Source organism: Acinetobacter sp. WZC-1, assembly GCF_052544965.1.
The window spans coordinates 3,105,320-3,122,565 of the sequence record NZ_CP199370.1; the positions used below are offsets into that span (position 1 = coordinate 3,105,320).

17 protein-coding genes are annotated in these 17,246 nt (G+C 47.0%); 7 read left to right on the forward strand and 10 right to left on the reverse strand.

Going from position 1 to position 17,246, the window contains the following annotated elements:
• Nucleotides 1-57: 57 nt before the first annotated feature.
• The 5 genes from ACT6PV_RS14385 to ACT6PV_RS14405 all read right to left on the reverse strand — a co-directional run bounded on the left by ACT6PV_RS14385 (nt 58) and on the right by ACT6PV_RS14405 (nt 5,422).
• Nucleotides 58-168 (reverse strand): methionine/alanine import family NSS transporter small subunit, encoded by a 111-nt coding sequence (locus tag ACT6PV_RS14385; protein WP_445116949.1) that lies wholly within the window; start codon nt 166-168, stop codon nt 58-60.
• Nucleotides 169-180: 12 nt separating this feature from the next.
• Nucleotides 181-1,659 (reverse strand): sodium-dependent transporter, encoded by a 1,479-nt coding sequence (locus tag ACT6PV_RS14390; protein ID WP_445117134.1) that lies wholly within the window; start codon nt 1,657-1,659, stop codon nt 181-183.
• A gap of 339 nt (nt 1,660-1,998) precedes the next feature.
• A complete protein-coding gene (locus ACT6PV_RS14395; protein WP_445116950.1) occupies nt 1,999-3,453 on the reverse strand; it encodes an aldehyde dehydrogenase family protein in 1,455 nt (484 codons plus the stop codon).
• A gap of 190 nt (nt 3,454-3,643) precedes the next feature.
• Entirely contained in the window at nt 3,644-4,222 is a 579-nt protein-coding gene (locus tag ACT6PV_RS14400) for a peptidylprolyl isomerase (protein WP_445116951.1), read from the reverse strand.
• A gap of 135 nt (nt 4,223-4,357) precedes the next feature.
• Nucleotides 4,358-5,422 (reverse strand): alpha/beta hydrolase, encoded by a 1,065-nt coding sequence (locus tag ACT6PV_RS14405; protein WP_445116952.1) that lies wholly within the window; start codon nt 5,420-5,422, stop codon nt 4,358-4,360.
• A 204-nt stretch (nt 5,423-5,626) separates the two neighbouring features.
• Between ACT6PV_RS14405 and ACT6PV_RS14410 the strand changes: the two genes are divergently transcribed.
• On the forward strand, nt 5,627-6,088 hold the full coding sequence (locus ACT6PV_RS14410; RefSeq protein ID WP_445116953.1) for a hypothetical protein: 462 nt from the start codon (nt 5,627-5,629) through the stop codon (nt 6,086-6,088).
• Nucleotides 6,089-6,474: 386 nt separating this feature from the next.
• Here the strand turns inward: ACT6PV_RS14410 and ACT6PV_RS14415 are convergent, their stop codons facing one another.
• Nucleotides 6,475-6,708, reverse strand: coding sequence for a hypothetical protein (locus ACT6PV_RS14415; RefSeq protein ID WP_445116954.1), 234 nt, complete (start codon nt 6,706-6,708; stop codon nt 6,475-6,477).
• Nucleotides 6,709-7,243: 535 nt separating this feature from the next.
• On the opposite strand from ACT6PV_RS14415, the gene grpE reads away from it, so the two are divergent.
• The 5 genes from grpE to ACT6PV_RS14440 all read left to right on the forward strand — a co-directional run bounded on the left by grpE (nt 7,244) and on the right by ACT6PV_RS14440 (nt 11,812).
• Nucleotides 7,244-7,792, forward strand: coding sequence for a nucleotide exchange factor GrpE (grpE, locus tag ACT6PV_RS14420; RefSeq protein WP_445116955.1), 549 nt, complete (start codon nt 7,244-7,246; stop codon nt 7,790-7,792).
• A gap of 128 nt (nt 7,793-7,920) precedes the next feature.
• Nucleotides 7,921-9,867, forward strand: a complete 1,947-nt coding sequence (gene dnaK, locus ACT6PV_RS14425) for a molecular chaperone DnaK (protein ID WP_445116956.1) — start codon at nt 7,921-7,923, stop codon at nt 9,865-9,867.
• A gap of 96 nt (nt 9,868-9,963) precedes the next feature.
• Nucleotides 9,964-10,386: a hypothetical protein gene (locus ACT6PV_RS14430; protein ID WP_445116957.1), complete on the forward strand. Its 423-nt coding sequence runs from the start codon at nt 9,964-9,966 to the stop codon at nt 10,384-10,386.
• 55 nt (nt 10,387-10,441) lie between these two features.
• On the forward strand, nt 10,442-11,356 hold the full coding sequence (locus tag ACT6PV_RS14435) for a matrixin family metalloprotease (protein ID WP_445116958.1): 915 nt from the start codon (nt 10,442-10,444) through the stop codon (nt 11,354-11,356).
• A gap of 36 nt (nt 11,357-11,392) precedes the next feature.
• Entirely contained in the window at nt 11,393-11,812 is a 420-nt protein-coding gene (locus ACT6PV_RS14440) for a hypothetical protein (protein WP_445116959.1), read from the forward strand.
• A gap of 37 nt (nt 11,813-11,849) precedes the next feature.
• Here the strand turns inward: ACT6PV_RS14440 and ACT6PV_RS14445 are convergent, their stop codons facing one another.
• From ACT6PV_RS14445 to ACT6PV_RS14460, 4 genes are all read right to left on the reverse strand, one after another.
• Nucleotides 11,850-13,175 (reverse strand): lytic murein transglycosylase, encoded by a 1,326-nt coding sequence (locus tag ACT6PV_RS14445; protein ID WP_445116960.1) that lies wholly within the window; start codon nt 13,173-13,175, stop codon nt 11,850-11,852.
• 168 nt (nt 13,176-13,343) lie between these two features.
• The gene (locus ACT6PV_RS14450) at nt 13,344-14,474 is read right to left on the reverse strand and encodes a 5-(carboxyamino)imidazole ribonucleotide synthase (RefSeq protein WP_445116961.1); all 1,131 of its coding nucleotides are present in this window, start codon (nt 14,472-14,474) and stop codon (nt 13,344-13,346) included.
• 15 nt (nt 14,475-14,489) lie between these two features.
• Complete coding sequence (gene purE, locus ACT6PV_RS14455) at nt 14,490-15,005, reverse strand: 5-(carboxyamino)imidazole ribonucleotide mutase (protein ID WP_445116962.1); 516 nt, start codon at nt 15,003-15,005, stop codon at nt 14,490-14,492.
• A 179-nt stretch (nt 15,006-15,184) separates the two neighbouring features.
• Nucleotides 15,185-15,523: a DMT family protein gene (locus tag ACT6PV_RS14460; RefSeq protein ID WP_445116963.1), complete on the reverse strand. Its 339-nt coding sequence runs from the start codon at nt 15,521-15,523 to the stop codon at nt 15,185-15,187.
• A gap of 276 nt (nt 15,524-15,799) precedes the next feature.
• Here ACT6PV_RS14460 and mpl point away from each other — a divergent pair, with 276 nt between their 5' ends.
• Nucleotides 15,800-17,167, forward strand: a complete 1,368-nt coding sequence (gene mpl, locus ACT6PV_RS14465) for a UDP-N-acetylmuramate:L-alanyl-gamma-D-glutamyl-meso-diaminopimelate ligase (protein ID WP_445116964.1) — start codon at nt 15,800-15,802, stop codon at nt 17,165-17,167.
• Nucleotides 17,168-17,246: the final 79 nt, after the last annotated feature.

The following is a 17,246-nucleotide window of genomic DNA, read 5'->3' on the forward strand; positions in this document are numbered from 1 at the left end:
AGCCCGTGGCATCCCTGCCACGGGTACAAGTCAGATATAACAATGCTATATCAGACGTTAATGATCCTGCTCTTCAGGATGCTTCATCAAATGCAGGATTGCCATGAGCAACCCTCCCCATAAAAACAGCATTGAAATAATCATGATCACAATGGCAGACGTATTCATGAATTTATACTCCTATCGGTCATGAATTCTGGACATTAACAATGCGCCCAGCATACAGAAGATAATGCTGCCCCAGCCAAAGCACAGCAGCAAATCGGTGGAATACCCTTCATAACCCTTCTGGATCAATGAATTGAGCGCCAGTAAGAGTGTTGACAATAAAACCACAGGAGTCACAACTGTGAGCGTAAATTCCCAGGTTTTCCCCAGTTTTACTGTTGAAACATGATTAATGTGCATTTCAAGTTCAGTCATCAGACTGCGTCTGAACCATGACACCATGATAATGGAAATCAGTGCCCCGGAAACAATGCCCAGGTTGTTGATAAAGTGGTCAATAATATCGACCAGTTTAATGGCGTTGGTGGTCGAGAACAGGAAAATTGATACGATTCCTGTACCTCCGCCGACGACGCTGACTGCTTTGGTCCGGCCCCATTTTAACTTGTCCTGCAAGGCTGCAATCGGCACTTCAAGAATACTGACCATTGAGGTAATACCGGCAACAAACAGGGAGGTAAAGAACAGAATTCCAAAAAAGTCTGCACCTGCGCCCAGGCTTGAAATCAGTTTAGGGAAGGCAATAAAGGCCAGACCAATCCCCCCACTGACCACTTCGTCGACCGGTTTTCCTGCAGCATGCGCCATAAAGCCCAGTGCAGCAAACACGCCAATTCCCGCCAGTAACTCAAATGATGAGTTGGCCAGGCCTACAATCAGACCGGAACCAGTCAGATTGGTTTTTGGTTTGAGGTAGGAAGCATAGGTCACCATGATTCCAAAACCGACAGACAGACTGAAGAAGATATGGCCATAGGCCGCCAGCCAGACTTTATAGTCCATCATGGCAGACCAGTTCGGTGTGAAAAAGGCATTTAAACCTTCCACAGCACCGGGTAAACGTACCGCCTGAATCACCAGAATGGTAAACAGTACAATCAGTAAAGGCATAAAGATTTTATTGGACAGCTCCACACCTTTTTTTACACCGCCATACAAAATAGCCAGTACCGCCAGCCAGACACCAATCAGTGGCCAGAACAGACGACTGATAAAAGTCATATCAAAGTTTTTTGCTTCGGTAGTCTGCAGATAGGTTTTAAAGAAAAAGCCTTCAGGGTCAGCACCCCATACCTGCCCAATGGAGAAGTAAATATAGTTGCCTGCCCAGGTCAGGACGCTTGCATAATAAAGACCAATAATGATACAGACACAAACCTGCCACCAGCCCAGTGACTCCGCCGGTTTCCACAGTTGTTTATAGGCTTTGGGGGGCGAACCGGTACTGCGATGCCCGACCGCATAGTCCAGGAACAGCAGCGGTAAGCCAGCAGTCAAAAGCGCAATCAGATAAGGAATTAAAAAAGCGCCGCCCCCATTTTCATAGGCAACGTAGGGGAAACGCCAGATATTTCCCAGACCAACAGCAGAACCAATTGCCGCAATGATAAACCCTGATCGTGCCGACCAGTTTTCACGAATATCCGTCATAAATACACCTGAATCCATTGGCATCTTTCAATGCTGCTTATTTTCATTGTGGTATCGCAAGCAAAAAAGTACCAGAAAAATTGGTTGTCTGAATCAGGGCGGTACCTTGTGGGCACCTGGTCCAAATTGCAAACCAGCATCAACGGCTGAGCTTTGCTTAAAAGACACCGGGCGTAAAATGCTGTTTTAATACCCGAACAATACCCGTTTTTAATGATTTTTTCTGTAATTTCTATAATGACGGACGTGGTTTTCCATCCTTTTGGTTATTTTTTTACCCATTTGCATAAAATCCCGGTGCAAGGCATCAGCTGCCTTGCACCGGATCACGGATACCAGTTACTGCCGGATCACCAGCAGACGCTCTTCCTGCATATCCCGTATGGCATACTGGACCCCTTCACGTCCCAGCCCCGAATCCCTGACACCACCATAGGGCATATTGTCAACCCGGAATGTCGGAATATCATTAATAATGACACCGCCGACATGCAGATGGTCCCAGGCATACAGCATTTTCGTCAGATTCTGGGTATATACCCCGGCCTGTAGTCCAAAACGGCTGGCATTAATGGTGGCAATGCCCTTTTCAAAGTCTTTGTATTTTTCCAGGATTGCAACCGGACCAAATGCTTCATTCTGATAAATTTCAAGAGATTCATCAACGCCTTCCAGTAAAGTCGGCTCAAATAACACGCCATCCAAATCACCGCCGGTCAGTACTTTTGCCCCTTTCTTCACAGCCTTATCCATCCATTTTTTCAAACGCAGGGCTTCATTTTCCTTAATCATCGGTCCAACAATGGTCTGTTCAACAGCCGGATCCCCCGCTTTGATTTTTTTGAGTTTTGCCACCAGTTTTTTCTTTAATTCGGTATAAATATCGGCATGTGCCAGTATGCGCTGGACACTGATGCAGACCTGACCGGCCTGACCATAGGCACCGGTGATTAAACGGTCAATCAGCGCATCGCTGATTTCCGTATCCGGTTCAATCATCACCGCGGCATTGCCCCCCAGTTCCAGCGTGACTTTCTTACGCCCTGCCCGATTTTTCATGTCCCAGCCGACCATGTCTGAACCGGTGAAACTGAGTAATTTAAAACGGTCATCGGTGACCAGGATATCGGCCTGTTGCCGGGGGCAGGGTAAAACTGAAAATGCACCCTTCGGCAATTCGGTTTCTGCGAGGATTTCAGCAATTTTCAGGGCTGAAATGGGGGTTAAGCTTGCCGGTTTCAGTACAAATGGGCACCCTGCGGCAATGGCCGGCGCAATTTTATGTGCTGTTAAATTCAGCGGAAAATTAAAAGGGCTGATTAAGGACACTGCACCAATCGGCACATGTCTGACCATGCCCCGATATGCAGCTGCGGCCGGTGTGACAGCCAGCGGCATGATCCGTCCATCATCCACCTGGGTTACTGCGTCTGCCGCAAGCTGAAAGGTATTAATCAGCCGCTCAACTTCTGCACTGGCAGCAATCCTGGGCTTACCGCCTTCAATAATCAGCAGCTGGATCAACTCTTCCCGTGTTTCCTTAAAGCGCCGGACACAGTGCAAAAGGATCTGCTGCTTCTGGAAGGGTTTTAATGCCGCCATTGCCTGTTCAGCCTTCACGGCCGAGGCAATCGCCTTTTCCAATACCGCGGCATCCGCCAGCGCCACTTTTGCATAAACCTCACCACTATATTTATGCCGTACTTCAAGCCATTGTCCGGTTTTTACCGCTTTTCCGGCAACATATAAAGGAAACTCCAGTACACTGGATGCCGATGTTGTGATAGCCGCCATAATCTCCCTCATTTTTATGTTCTGAGACATCTGATGATATAAGCATTTTTCGCTCTTCCATCATGCACCCGGATTCGACCTGAAAGAAATGTATTTCGGTAACAGGACTAAAACAGCCAATTATACAATGCCCCCCAGTATCCTGAATCATCAGGAAACAGAATGTTCCCCGATAATGCAATCCCTGGATTTATTTTTTTGTCTTACTACTGATGTTCTGAATTCCCAGAATTTTGATCTGCTGTCTGGGCACGTCCTGATACATGCCCTGGCTTGCCGTTGGCGCAGCAGCAATTTTATCGATCACATCCATCCCTTTGGTCACCTTCCCAAACACGGCATAACCTGCGTTGCCCGGAGATTTGTTTAAAAAGGCATTGTCTGCAACATTAATAAAAAACTGACTGGTTGCAGAGTCCGGGTTATTGGTTCGTGCCATTGCCAGCGTACCCCGGGTATTTTTCAGACCATTGCCGGCTTCATTCTTGATGGCGGCCTGCACCGGTTTCTGATTCATATTGCTGTCAAAACCGCCGCCCTGAATCATAAACCCGGGAATGACCCGATGAAAAATTGTCCCTGCATAAAAATTACTTTTAACATATTGTTTAAAGTTGTTTACCGACGCCGGAGCCTGATCATCATAAAGTTCAAGCTCTATATTTCCCATTGAGGTTTTAATCTGCATACTGGTACTGGCCAGTGCAGCATTGCTCAGACTGATGGCCACTGCACAGAATACAATGCCCAGCCCATTTCGATTCAACATGGGTATTCCCCTTAAAATTTATATTGTCCACATTCTTCACATCTGAAAGTATGTCACCGTTTTCATCCATTCATTTCACAAAAAACAGGTGTTCCACGTGAAACACCTGTCCTGACTCATTGTAACAGCACGCTGTTAATAGCTTTTATCCCAGAATTTCCTGAAATCCCTGCAGATTTCAATCACATGCTTTTTCGTTCTTCTGGAAATTGGTGCGAAATTGAAAAAACCATGCGTCTGATCTTCAACATTACGATAAATCACCCTGATGCCCTGCTGACGCAGCTTATGCGCATAGATCTCGCCTTCATCATGCAATACATCGTGCCCTGCTGTGACAATATAAGCCGGCGGCAGTTTATGCAAATGCCCATAGGTCGGCGAAAGAATCGGATCATCATGTGCAACATGATAGCGATCTGCATAATAGCTCAGTACATAGTCAATATCTGTACCGGTTAACACCAGGCCATCCTTATAGGCATAAAAAGACGGATGGCGACTTTTGAAATCAGTGGTCGGATAAAGCAACAACTGTACATCCGGTGCATAAGTGGCATTGACTGTGCGCTGTGCCAGTACTGCACTGATATTACCACCGGCACTGTCACCGGAAATGGCAACTCTGTTTTTCAGAATCTTAAAATTACGACTGTTCTGAAATACCCATGCCAGTGCATCTTCACAGGACTGCATTAACTGCTGTGGACTGACTTCCGGCGCCAGTGGATATTCAATGCTCAATACCTGAACCCGGGCATGGACTGCAAGCATCCGGCAGACTTCATCGTAGGAATTTATACTGCCCGTCACAAAACCGCCGCCATGATAATAAACCAGCATGGGAAGCTTCCTGCCCGGTGCCGGATGATAATGACGTGCTGCAATCGTACCGCTCTGTAAAGGCAAACGAATATCCCGGATCTGCCGTACAGCTGTTGGCTTCATAATGAGTGATTGCGCCTGCGCTTCAAACTGCTGCCGGCTAAGCGCAATATCAGGACCGATAAAACCGGAGATTCCCTGCTTGTACTGTGCCGCCATGAGCCATTTAATAAAGCTGTCGAGCCGGGGGTAGTGATAAGGATAGCCCAGCGCTTTAACCATCGCTTCCTGAGCAAAAGCCGGCAATCTGTCCACAGCACGGATAACGATGCCCTGCCCCTTTTCCACCACCTTTTCGAGATTGTGATTTGCCATGCCCTGCTCCTGGTGCTTTGCCACTTTATTCATATTTTCTACATGATTAGACATCTTTGTGACTATATTCTTATATAAGTCATCTGATCAATATACAAATACAAAAATTCTACATGCTACCCTGCCTATAACTTGTCACTGTCCATCTGCTGAACAGGCGTTCTGATGATTTCTGTTCCTGCATTGCAAACCGAGGAGAGCACAATGACAATCAGAGCCCTGTTGATTCTGCTGACGACTGCATTTCTGACTGTGGGATGTGTGGCTTTCCCGGACGATGGTCCCTATTACAGCGGGGTCCGTGAGTACCGTTACTATGGCAATGATCATCTGCGCTATTATGATGCCCGTTATGATCGGGTCCGCTGGGAAAGAGAACGTGCATACCGCATGCAACGCAATCGCTTTGAACAGGAACGGCTTCAGCAGGAAATGTATCGCCAGCGCCAGCAACTGGAGCAGGCGCGACGTGAAAATGCCCGGAAACAGATGTGGGAAAACCGCCAGCGTACATGGCAATGGCGTCAGCAACAGCGCAACCAGCAAAGCTGGAGCAACAACAGGGATCGTAGCACCTACCAATGGCGTGGTCATGACAGTCGCCGTCATGATTACCGCAATAAAAACCGGGAAAATCGCAGAGACTTTCAGAGATACAGAAACTGATCTATCGCAACTGAAAGCAACGGCCTGATCGTCCTCCAGGCCTTTTTAATGTCTGTCTGAATCAGATCCGCTGATTCAGCAGTCAGGCAGGGCCAGCCCGTCAAATTCATAAAAAACAGCTGCTACCCATCATATCAGCAGTAGTACAAAACCAGTATCCATATTCAATCTACAAATCCGACTGTACAACTTTTTACTATATCCGCAGCCTGCCTGGCTATTGACCATCACTCCCTGAAAGCATGCCGTGGCTTTGCATATCATTGGCCATACATTCACCCTGAATGCAAAAATAGACAGTAGAGGCATCCGACCTACTGTCTATTCTTTTCATGCAGAAAGAATTTTTAAAATTTTTTCAGCATATTCCCGTCATTAATTGCAGCTTACTGTGCAGTAGAAGGTGCAGAGCCCATATCATCCGGGCTTGCCTGTACAGGATCTGCCTGCTGTAGTGTCGGATCTGCCTGAACTGCGGTACCACTCGGACTTGTGCTGCTACCCATCTGCTGAGTCGCCTGAGCAGTTTCCGGCGTTTCAGCCGTCTGTTTTGATGCACATCCGACCACAGCAAAAGATGCACCAGCCAATACCAGTGCCATTAAATTTAGTTTCTTCATAAAACGATTCCTTCTTCAATATTTACAGCGTCTGTATCTGACACTGTGTGGCCTATGATTCCCTTTTTTTCCAATCGCTGCGTGTATTCTTGGTTAGAGTTTTAACAGTATCCGGTACAGCTTCTGCAATTTTTCTTAAATCTGTGATAAATCCTCTTCCATTCCAGCAACTTAAATTTAACACATTGTTATATATGCTTTTATTGTCCATGCATGTGCCGTTCAGCAATTTTTTTCATATCAATTGTGCTGTTTCAGATAAACGACTGCAATACAAACGCCGATCAAACTTACATTGTAAGTCCCCCTGCCCGACCACTGACTGAACAGATACCATAAAACAGTCCCGGCACATTCATAAGTCTGAATTATTTTAAATAATACGATTAAAAACTTGAATTCTGACCGGCTGCCCGCACTTCATTCATATCAATGAATAAGCAATCATGGCAGTTCAGCATTAACTCAGTTAGCACTGCACTGGCGCCGAAAAGGACTGCACATGTTTAAAAACCCATTTAAACGGAGATCATCAATGGCTAATGAGCAAAACGGGCAGGCTCAGGACCTTCAACAGGAACAGACCGAACAACACAATGAGCAGATTCAGACTGAAACAGAACAACCTGAGCTGAGTGCTGAAGATTTACAGACCAGAATCGAAAAACTGGAAGAAAGCCTGAAGCTTGAAAAAGCCCGTACTGCAAATGCTGTCTACGAGGCACAGAAAAGTGTTGAACGAATCCAGCGGGAATCAGAAAAACACAAAGAGACCGTCATTGAAAAGTTTGCGAAGGAACTCCTCGACTCCGTCGACAATCTGGAACGTGCCATTCAGGCAGCCGGTGATGAAGAGACTCCCGTATTGGAAGGCGTCAGGCTGACATTAAAATCATTGCTTACAACGCTGGAAAAATTCGGTGTGGTGGTTGCCGCGACCGATCAGGGCTTTAATGCAGATTTGCATCAGGCTGTCGGTATCGATCCCACCGTCGGTACCAATGAAATCGGTACGGTATTACAGAAGGGTTATACCCTGAATGGCCGCTTACTCCGCCCGGCAATGGTTATGGTGGGTCAATAAACCCATTTATCAGGAATCTGAAGTGGCCTGAAAATATTTTCCTGAAATTTACTTGAAAAATCTGGAAAGGCTCTCATATCCGATATCAAGCATCAATGATTGCACAAAAATTTTTAAGGAACAGATCAATGGCTAAAATTATTGGTATTGACTTAGGTACAACCAACTCATGTGTTGCTGTACTCGAAGGCGATAAGGTTAAAGTAATCGAAAACGCTGAAGGTGCGCGTACCACACCGTCCATCATTGCCTATAAGGACAGTGAAATTCTGGTGGGTCAGTCTGCAAAACGTCAGGCAGTAACCAACCCGAAAAATACACTGTACGCAATTAAGCGTCTGATCGGTCGTCGTTATGATGACGCAGCGGTACAAAAAGACATCGGTCTGGTACCCTATAAAATCATCAAAGCCGACAATGGTGATGCATGGGTCGAAGTCAACGACAAAAAACTTGCACCACAGCAGGTGTCTGCAGAAATTCTGAAAAAAATGAAGAAAACTGCGGAAGACTACCTGGGCGAAACCGTGACTGAAGCAGTCATTACGGTTCCTGCCTACTTTAACGATGCTCAGCGTCAGGCCACCAAGGATGCAGGCAGGATTGCCGGTCTGGATGTCAAACGTATTATTAATGAACCGACTGCGGCTGCCCTTGCATTCGGCATGGATAAAAAAGAAGGCGACCGTAAAGTAGCTGTCTACGATCTGGGTGGTGGTACATTTGACGTATCCATCATTGAAATTGCAGATCTGGATGGCGATCAGCAGATTGAGGTGCTGTCCACCAATGGTGATACCTTCCTGGGTGGTGAAGACTTTGACAATGCGCTGATTGACTATCTGGTTGAAGAGTTCAAAAAAGAACAGAATTTCAACCTGAAACAGGATCCACTGGCATTACAGCGTCTGAAGGAAGCTGCTGAAAAAGCAAAAATTGAGCTGTCTTCATCGACTTCAACTGAAATTAATCTGCCATACATCACAGCTGATGCAAGTGGCCCTAAACACCTGGTGATGAATGTAACCCGTTCAAAACTTGAAGGACTGGTGGCTGATCTGGTTGCCCGTACCATTGAACCCTGCAAAATTGCGCTGAAGGATGCCGGTCTTTCAACCTCTGACATCTCTGACGTAATTCTGGTCGGTGGTCAGTCCCGTATGCCGATGGTTCAGCAGAAGGTGCAGGAATTCTTTGGTAAGGAACCGCGTAAAGACGTCAACCCGGATGAAGCGGTGGCCATTGGTGCTGCAATTCAGGGTGCGGTATTGTCCGGTGACAAAACTGATGTGCTGCTGCTGGACGTTACCCCGCTGACGCTGGGAATTGAAACCATGGGCGGCGTGTTGACTGCAATTATTGAGAAAAACACCACGATTCCTGCAAAGAAATCCCAGGTGTTCTCTACAGCAGCAGACAATCAGCCGGCGGTGGACATTTCTGTTTTCCAGGGCGAGCGGAAAATGGCACAGCAAAACAAATTGCTGGGTAACTTCCAGCTGGGTGACATTCCTCCTGCGCCACGCGGTGTACCTCAGATTGAAGTATCATTCGACATTAATGCCGATGGTATTCTGAAAGTCTCTGCGAAGGACAAGAGCACCGGTAAAGAGCAATCGATCCAGATTAAGGCAAACTCAGGTCTGTCTGATGCTGAAATCGAAGCCATGATTAAGGATGCCGAAGCCAATGCTGAAGAAGACCGTAAGTTTGAGGAGCTGGCCAAAGCACGTAATGAAGCAGATGCCCTGATTTCCAGCGCTCAGAAAGCCGTGAAGGATCTGGGTGAACAGGTGACTGCCGACGAAAAAACTGCTGTTGACGCAGCCGTTTCTGAACTTGAAACTGCAACCAAGGACAATGATCTGGATGCAATCAAGGCAAAAACGGAAGCGTTGCAGAACATCCTGATGCCAATTACCCAGCGTGCCTATGAACAGGCACAGGGTGCGGCAGGTGGTGCAGAAGGTTTTGACCCGAATGCATTCCAGGGCGGTGATGCAGGCCAGCAGCAAAAAGCCGATGATGGCGTTGTTGATGCTGAATTCACTGAAGTGAAGGATGACAAAAAATAATTTGTTGTCTGAACTGAAAAAGACCGTGCGAAAGCGCGGTTTTTTTATGCTATAAATTTAATATCATACCATTTCAGTAAAGGGCTGAAGACTGCCGTGAAAAACACGCATGACATTTCATTACCCATTTTCCATAGCCTGGTTGCGGCCCAGTTTATTCTGCCCCTGATTGCAACCAGCATCGATTTATTCAGTGCCGCACCTGAGTTACAGCAGATTGATGAACAGCTTTACAAAGTGCCGTACACCTGGGAACTTTTCATTATCGCCATCTCTGTTTTCATTATTTTAGCCATCAGTATTGGCTTGTTCCAGCGCAGGGAATGGGCAAGAAAGGCCTATATTTATACATTTTTTCCGGCATTTTTAATTTACTTTCTACCCTCCATGCACTGGTCCTATATGTCCAGCTATGCTGCCATTTTCGAAAATCTGGCTTTTGTCTGTTCCGGGATTCTACTGACCATTCTGGTGATCCCTTCGTTGTATCAACCATTATTTGCAGGAAATTCAGCCTAGACACCAGCATCTTCAAGTAAATCACTGATCATCATAACGGGTTTAATCAAATACAATGCGTGTATGGCTTATTCTGGTGCTGGTATTACTGGCAGGCTATTTTGCCCTGCAGCGCACACTGCACCCTCAACTGAAACATAACACTGTCATGGATCAGATTCAGCATCCACTGGATAGCCGTCTGCGCTATCGGATTGGCGAAGTCGACCCACGATTTAATATTTCCGAACCGCAGTTGCAATTGCTTGCTCAGCAGGCCGCGGATATATGGCAGCAAGGTGCCATGCAAAGTCTGTTTGTTTATGACCCGGATGCCCGTTTAAGCATTAATTTAATTTACGATGAACGTCAGGCAGAATCTTCCGCCCGGAAACATGAAATCAGAATCCTGGAACATACCCGGCAATATGCCGACTCAGAACAACAAAAGGTAAAACAGCTGCAACAGCAGCTGATACAGGCAAAACATGAACTGGATCTGCGACAAACCGGTTATCAGGATAAAATTGAGCAATATAATCAGGTTGTGGCCACCATTAATCAGTCTCAGCAACAATTTACCGATGCCGTGCTGCAACAGCTCAACCTGCAAAAACAGCAACTGCATCAGGAGCAATATGCATTACAACAGCAGATTGATTTTTTTAATGGACAGGTGCAGCAACTGAACCGCCAGGTGGATTCCCTGAACACGGTCAATCAGCAATTCAATCAGTCCATTGATCAGTTCAATACCCGCTTCCAGCCCCGCCAGTTTGACAAAGGCATTTTTAACGGCAAACAAATCAATATTTATGAATTTGATTCGCATGACGACCTGCGTCTGACCATCGCCCATGAACTGGGTCATGCACTGGGCCTTGCACATAATCATGATCCACATGCGTTGATGTACCCTGTCATGAAGGATCAGGATATACAGAATTTCCGATTAACCGAGGCCGACCTGGAGCTGCTGCACCATCGTTAACTGAGATTTTACTCTGTTTACAGCAACATCCGTGTTATGGTGAATCTGAATCCATACATCATACGTCAGGAGATCATGGTGAGTTATTATCATATTATTCTTGAAGTCAACGACCGTATCAGCACAATCGAGCAGTCACGGGATATCGAAATCTTTGATATTACTGAGCTTCAGCCATATCTCCATTCCATTTTACTGCCTTTTTTCAACGAACAGGTGATTGAACTGGAAGATGAAAATATTGAGTTTGCAGACATTCTGCATCTGGTGATCAAACAGACCTTACTGCCCATTCAGCATTTAATTGAAGAAGAACAAAAACAGCTGCCCAGCGATACCGATGTCACCATCAGCGCTTATGAAATTTTTAATGACCGTGATTTAAGTCAGGACGTCAGTGCCGTGATCTGGGATCTGCTGGAAGCCGTCAAGCTTGATCCACCTTCCCTTGAATAATGGATCAACCCTGTTTTTGCTGAAAAAATTTCTGAATTTACTGCATCGCCTGTCGGGCACTTTCGTTACGGAAAGCCTGTAAAATCTGTTGCCCTGCCCGCCCGTTTGGACTCAGCCCCAATCGGTTCTGTTCCTGGCGGATAGCCTGACGTGTTTTATCTCCAATCAGCCCATCGGCGTCACCAATCGGATAGCCTTTTTTCAATAAATAATTCTGAATTTCCCGGCGTTCTGCCCGGGAAGTTCCGGCATCATCAGTCGGCCATGCCTTGCTGAACGCTCCTTTGCCCTGCAAACGATCCGATAAATGCGCAATGGCCAGCGCGTAGCTTTCCGCAGCATTATAACTGTAAATTGCATCAAAGTTTTTAAACACCAGAAATTGTGGACCGGTTGCCCCTGCCGGAGACATCAGTCCTGCCTGACTGCTGTCAGATAAATTGCCCTGAACCAGCGGAGTACCATCTGCACGGACCACGCCACGGTTTTTCCAGCTGTTTAAGGATTTTTTGTTGCGCCGACCTTCGCTGCCAATGGACATTCCTTCAGGGACTTTGACTTCAAAGCCCCACGGCATACCGGTTTGCCAACCGCGTTTTTTCAGAAAATTTGCGGTGGATGCCAATGCATCGGCTGTACTGGACACCAGATCACGACGGCCATCTCCATCGAAGTCCACCGCCAGTTCTTCATAGGTGGATGGCATGAACTGCGTATGACCAAACGCCCCTGCCCATGAACCTTTTAACTGTTCTTCACGTAAATCACCACGCTGCAAAATACGCATGGTGGCAAAAAACTCGCCGCGGAAATAACTCTGACGGCGCCCTTCACAGCTGAGTGTTCCCAGTGCCTGCAACAATGGGTATTTGCCTGAAATATCACCAAAATTACTTTCCACGCCCCACACTGCAACCACGGTTTCAGCCGGCACGCCATAGGCTGCCGCCACCCGGTTTAATACTGCACTGTGCTGATTCAGCATCTGCCGGCCCTTCTGCACACGTTCTTCATCCACCAGACCGGACAGATAATCCCAGATCGGCGTTGAAAATTCAGGTTGATAGTTCAGTTTATCAATCACTGAATAATCCGGACTCAGGTTCCGGGTATAGCGATCATACGTCTCACCACTGACACCGGATGCGATGGCCTGTGAACGCAGACCAGCCAGGCAGCCCTGAAAATCTGAACGGGGTGTAAATCCGGTGCTACTGATGGATGAAGTCGTAGCGGATGGTGTCAACGTCGTGGAAGATGCTGAAGCATCACTGACCGTACTCTGGCCGTTAATAATCAGCTCAGCATGGGCCTGAGCCATAACAAGAAAAATAGATCCGGAAATTACTGATAAGTAACGCATAATATTCACAATAGTATGGTTTTAAATTTAAAGTATATAAATACCATAGCATCCTGAGAATAAAATGACAGGGTCAAAACGTAAAATTTGACTTCATTTTAAATTCACATTTCCATCCATCAGCGACATAACGGCCTGCTTATGCATGTGAATGATGAATTTAAAAAATCAGATGGCCTGAATGTCCATTGCTTCACTCAAAGCCAATGGTTCCGGCAGAATTTTTGCCAGCTGACGGCACAATCCGGTTAATTCACTGCTGTCATCCGGCATTAGGGTAATATGACCGAGCTTACGACCGGCACGTTCAGTCTTATTGTACAAATGCAGATGTGCACCATTTAAGGCCAGCACATCTTCAGACTTCGGATGTCTGCCAATAATATTGACCATTACCGTGGGGCGGATCACTGCGGTGGAACCAAGCGGTAAACCGGCCACGGCACGAATATGGTTTTCAAACTGAGAACATACCGCAGCTTCAATGGACCAGTGTCCTGAATTATGCACCCGCGGTGCCATCTCATTGGCACATAAACCATCTGCAGTGACAAACAGCTCCAGCGTCAGTACGCCGACATAATTCAGATGCTCAAGCAACCGGGTAATATAATCCTGTGCCACCGGCTGTAAATCTGTACTGTCCGGCGCAGGGACAATGGAGTGCGATAAAATACCATGATGATGATGGTTCTCTGCCAATGGCCATGTTCTGACATCACCGCGCTGATCACGTACCGCAATAATCGAGACTTCCCGTGTAAAACTGACAAAGCTTTCAGCAACCAGGCTTCCGGCAGGGCCCAGCTCCGCCCAGGCTTGCTGGATCTGGCTTTCTGAACGCAGCACGAACTGTCCCTTGCCATCATAGCCGCCCGTTGCTGTTTTCAGCACAATGGGCAGACCCAGTTCAGCAACCGCCTGTTGCAGACTGTCCAGTGAATCAACAGCTCTATACGGCGCAACTGGAATGCTCAGCTGATCAAACAGGCTTTTTTCAAGCAGTCGATTCTGTGCTGTGGCCAATGCCTGACGCGGTGGATACAGTAGTTTCTCCCGAATGAGCACATCAACATCTGCAAGCGGCGTGTTTTCAAACTCCAGGCTGAAAACCTCTGCACTGGCAATAAAATCCTGTAAACCCTGCTCCGTACCCGCCGGAAAAACAGGCCCCAGCACAGCAGACGGACAGTCTGTTGTTTCCTCCAGGAATGTACATTGAATATTCAGGGGCAAAGCAGCCTGTGCCATCATACGGCCCAGCTGGCCGCCACCAAAAATCCCGATGGTTTTATCCATAACCTGCGTCCCGTTTTAAGTCTGACCCGGAATATTTTTACTTGCCACTTTCTCTGTTTGTGCGGCCCGGAATGCTGCAACATTTTTTGCAATTTCAGGACGGGTCAACCCCAGAATCTGTGCCGCCATAATCGCTGCATTGGTTGCTCCGGCAGCACCAATTGCCAGAGTACCCACAGCAATCCCGGCCGGCATCTGCACAATGGACAGCAGTGAATCAACTCCATTTAAAATGGAAGATTTCACAGGCACCCCCAATACCGGCAAATCAGTTTTTGCGGCACACATTCCCGGCAGATGTGCAGCACCACCAGCACCGGCAATAATGACCTGAATCCCGCGCTCACGTGCTGTTTCAGCATATTCAAACAAGCGGTCCGGAGTCCGGTGTGCAGAAACCACTTCCGCTTCAAAGGGAACACCAAGCTGTTTCAGCATATTGGCAGTATTTTCCAGGGTCGCCCAATCCGACTGGGAACCCATAATAATTCCAACCAGAGGTTGAGCGTCTTGTGCTGAGGCCGCATTCATTGCTAATGTTCCAGAAGCTGAAGTAAAGGAGGTTATAAACCCTGAACGGACCCAGGCTTTATATGAAGAAGGCGGCTATTATAGACTGATTTTTCATTCCGCCAAAATCTGATAGATTCATTCATCGTTTTTTTCATTATTTTTTAGAAAAATCATTCAAAAACACCCATTGCAGAGTGCTAATGCGTGCGGAAAACAAAATACACACAACCGAGCAGACATAAACCTGCCCATAAATAATCCAGTTTAAAGGGTTGTTTAAACAGGAAAATCATAAACGGTACAAATACCAGTAAGGTCACCACTTCCTGGGTAATTTTCATTTGCCCCAGTGACCAGCCATGCTGGGCAAGCAAACGCGTTGCAGGAATCATAAAACTGTATTCGAGCAGGGCAATCAACCAGCCGAAAAGAATGGCCTGCCACAACGGCGCAGCATGCAGGAATTTAAGATGACCATACCAGGCCAGTGTCATAAAACAATTAGCGATCAAAAGCAAAAACAGGGGGAGGGACATGGCTGAAATCATCCTGATAACGTCCATCTATTTTACGGATTATGCATCAGAATTCATGCGGATCAGTGAAATTTTTCGTGTGATTTTCAGCATGGTTTAACGGCCGATCATCATGACCACAGTACATTCAGCCGGCCGGACTGACCCGTATGAATTGATACAAGAAAAACTATCTTTTCCTTCAGCGCCTTGCTATCGTTGCTTGCAAATTCAATCGATAATGAAACACCTCACAACCAGGTGTGGTGTGTCTGGCACAGCAGTGGAGTTGAACATATGCATCTGCATATTTTGGGTATTTGCGGCACTTTCATGGGTTCCCTGGCATTACTGGCACGTGATCTGGGGCATCAGGTGACCGGTTCAGATCAGAACGTTTATCCACCCATGTCAACCCAGCTGGAAAATACAGGCATTGGCCTGATGCAAGGCTATGACCGCAGCCATTTACAGCCGCATCCGGACCTGGTGATTGTCGGAAATAGCATGAAACGTGGTATTGATGCTGTGGAATACATGCTGAACGAAGGTTTACCGTACATTTCCGGCCCACAGTTCCTGGCAGATTATGTATTACAGGGCAAACATGTGCTGGGGGTTGCCGGTACACATGGTAAAACCACCACCACTACCATGCTGGCCTGGGTGCTCGATCAGGCCGGTTTAAATCCCGGTTTTCTGATTGGCGGTGTGCCTCTTGGTTTCAGTGAAAGCGCCCGTTTAGGCGGTGGAAAATACTTCTGTGTGGAAGCAGATGAATATGATTCTGCATTTTTCGACAAACGTTCCAAATTTGTTCATTATCACCCGAAAACAGCCATTTTAAATAACCTTGAATTTGACCATGCCGATATTTTTGAGGATCTGGCTGCCATTCAGAAACAATTCCATCACCTGGTGCGCACCATTCCCGGTGAAGGCCGTATTATCGCGCCCATTCATGAAACCCATATTGACGAAGTGCTGGACATGGGCAGCTGGACTCCGGTGGTCCGTACCTCTCTGCAGGCCAATGACCGGGCTGAAGTGTATGCCGAACAGCTGCTTACCGATGGTTCACATTTTAAAGTGCTGCAACACGGCGTGGTCAAAGGTGAAGTACAATGGAATATGACCGGACAGCACAGTGTTGCCAATGCACTGGCGACCATTGCTGCCGCTGAACATGTCGGCGTTTCCATTGAACAGGCCTGTGCAGCATTATCCAGTTTTGGCGGTGTCAAACGCCGGATGGAACTGCTGGATACCGTTCATGGCATTGAAATCTATGATGACTTTGCCCATCATCCTACAGCGATTGAAACCACGCTGGACGGCGCCAGAAAGCGACTCGGTGAACGTAAACTATGGGCCGTTATTGAACCACGCTCCAACACCATGCGCATGGGCAGCCATAAAGAAGGACTGGCACACTCCGCACGACTGGCCGACGAAGTAATCTGGTATCAGCCTGAAGGACTGGACTGGGACTTACAACCCGTGATCGATACCGCAGCCAACCATGCTGTGATCGCCCATTCACTGGATGAGATTATTCAGACTGTGGTCAGCCAGGCAGGTGAGGGCGATGCGGTGGTGATTATGTCCAATGGCGGTTTTGGTGGCTTACATCAGAAATTACTGACTGCCCTGAAAGCAAAATAAAAGGGAAACACACTGATTTTCAAATAAAAACCCACAGTATTTGTGTGTTTTTTGAATGGCGCCATACAACATTTAATGC